General features: G+C 70.7%; 2 protein-coding genes. One reads left to right on the top strand and one right to left on the bottom strand.

Going from position 1 to position 2,478, the window contains the following annotated elements; genetic code table 11:
- The first annotated feature begins 369 nt into the window (after positions 1-369).
- Positions 370-1,230: an endolytic transglycosylase MltG gene (gene mltG, locus ACFWM7_RS34905; RefSeq protein WP_383268699.1), complete on the top strand. Its 861-nt coding sequence runs from the start codon at positions 370-372 to the stop codon at positions 1,228-1,230.
- Between the two features lie 77 nt (positions 1,231-1,307).
- On the opposite strand, the gene ACFWM7_RS34900 is transcribed toward mltG, so the two are convergent.
- On the bottom strand, positions 1,308-2,438 hold the full coding sequence (locus ACFWM7_RS34900; RefSeq protein WP_383268696.1) for an NAD(P)-binding domain-containing protein: 1,131 nt from the start codon (positions 2,436-2,438) through the stop codon (positions 1,308-1,310).
- Between the last annotated feature and the right edge of the window lie 40 nt (positions 2,439-2,478).

The raw sequence follows: 2,478 nt of genomic DNA, 5'->3' as shown, positions 1-2,478 counted from the left end.
CCCGTGGGACGGGGAGCGACGGCGCCGGGCGGAGCAATGGTCAGACGAGCCAACCCACGAAGTGGACGACGCCGGCAAGCAGGTTGGTCAGGAAGTTCATCTGGTCTTTCTCCTTGTACGTGGTGCATCTGCGGGACTGCGCAGTAGCGGTCTGCAGCCCGTTGACTGCGCTCTGCAATCATCGCGCCCCGGACGAGTGAAGAGCAACGAATCCCCTGACGATCACGCGTTCCAGCGAACACCCGATCCCTTGTTCGTGTGTTCCGGCTACGGGTGTTCTGTTCGCGCCCCTACGGCGTTCGTGTCGCCGGGGGCGACGCCGTGGTCGGGCTACCGGCCGTGGCCGGTGCCCCGGGTTAACGTGCCCGCATGGTGAACGAGTCCCCGGACGCCCGCCCCCGTCGCAGACTCCGCCCGACCCGCCGCGGAAAGATCGTCCTGGTCGTCGGCGCACTGCTCGTCGTGTCGGCCGCCGTCCTGATCCCGCTGTCCCTGACCGGATCGGACGAGCCGCCGAAGAAGCAGGAGAGCCCGCAGCGCACGCTGATGATTCCCGAAGGCCGCCGCGTCTCCCAGGTGTACGAAGCGGTCGACAAGGCGCTCGACCTGAAGCCCGGCAGCACCTTGAAGGCAGCGTCGGCGGTGGACCTGGAGCTGCCCGCCCAGGCCGAGGGCAACCCCGAGGGATACCTCTTCCCGGCCACGTATCCGATCGACGACGCGACCGAGCCCGCCGGCCTGCTGCGCTACATGGCCGACACCGCCCGTAAGCACTTCGGCGCGGGCCACGTCACGGCGGGGGCCCAGCGCAACAACGTCTCCGTCTACGACACGGTCACGATTGCCAGCATCGTCCAGGCCGAGGCCGACACCGCGTCCGACATGGGCAAGGTGGCCCGGGTCGTCTACAACCGGCTGCTCAAGGACATGCCGTTGCAGATGGACTCCACCATCAACTACGCCCTCAAACGCTCCACCCTGGACACGACGACCGCCGACACCCAGCTGGACAGCCCGTACAACAGCTACCGGATCAAGGGACTGCCGCCGACGCCCATCGGCAATCCGGGGGAGGAGGCGCTGCGCGCGGCCGTCAGCCCCACGCCCGGCCCCTGGCTGTACTTCGTCACGGTCGGCCCCGGCGACACCCGGTTCACCGACAGCTACGACGAGCAGCAGAGGAACGTCGAGGAGTTCAACCGCAGCCGCGGTTCCGCCACCACGGGCTGACCAGGTCCGCCACCACGGGCTGACCAGGTCCGCCACCACGGGCTCACCGGCTCCGCCGCCCGAGGCCGACGAGGAGTTCAGGCCCCCGGGACGGGCACGGCGACGGCTGCCCCGGCTTCCCTGCCGGCCCGCCCGCCGCCGGTCTCCTTCAGCAGCCGCATGACCGACCGGACCGCCGCCCGGCCCGCCCGGTTCGCGCCGATGGTGCTGGCGGAGGGGCCGTACCCGACGAGATGGACGCGCCCGTCGCGTACGGCACGGGTGTCCTCGGCCCGGATGCCGCCACCCGGCTCACGCAGCTTCAGCGGTGCCAGATGGTCCACGGCGGGCCGGAACCCGGTCGCCCACAGGATCACATCGGCCTCGACGGTACGACCGTCGTCCCAGGCCACCCCGGTCGACGTGATCCGGTCGAACATCGGCAGCCGGTCCAGCACGCCCGCGGCCCGGGCCCGCCGCACGGCGTCGGTCATCGGCAGCCCGGTCACGCTGACCACGCTCTTCGGCGGCAGCCCGTTGCGTACCCGCTCCTCCACCATCGCCACGGCCGCTCGCCCCCACTCCTCGGTGAAGGGCCCCTCGCGGAAGACCGGTTCGCTGCGGGTCACCCAGAAGGTGTCGGCCGCGTACTCGGCGATCTCCATCAGATGCTGCGTACCGGAGGCGCCGCCCCCGACCACGAGGACGCGCTGCCCCGCGAACTCCTCGGGCCCCGGATAGTTCGCCGTGTGCAACTGCCGCCCCCGGAACGTCTCCTGGCCCGGATAGCGCGGCCAGAACGGCCTATCCCAGGTGCCGGTCGCGTTGATCAGGGCGCGCGTCGCGTAAGTCCCCTCGGACGTCTCCACTACCAGCCGTCCGCCGCTTCCCTCCCGTACGGCGCTGACCTCCACGGGCCGGTAAACCCGCAGATCGAAGCGCTCCTCGTACGCGGCGAAGTACGCGCCGATCACCTCCGAGGAAGGTCGGCCGGGGTCGGCTCCGGTCAGCTCCATGCCGGGCAGCGCGTGCATCCCGTGGACCTTGCCGTACGTCAGCGAGGGCCAGCGGAACTGCCACGCGCCGCCCGGCCGGGGCGCGTGGTCCAGCACGACGAAGTCGTCGTCCGGCGCCAGCCCGACGCGGCGCAGATGGTAGGCGGCGGACAGCCCCGCCTGACCCGCGCCGATCACGACCACGTCCAGCTCGCGCACCCCAGAAATGTTCACGCTTCTACTAACTCGGCGGGCGTCCGGGATCTTCCCGTAC

The organism is Streptomyces sp. NPDC058375, from assembly GCF_042723425.1.
GTDB classification, from domain to species: Bacteria; Actinomycetota; Actinomycetes; order Streptomycetales; family Streptomycetaceae; genus Streptomyces; species Streptomyces durocortorensis.
Note: the sequence above shows the minus strand (reverse complement) of the source record. Positions and strands in the feature narration are given on the sequence as shown.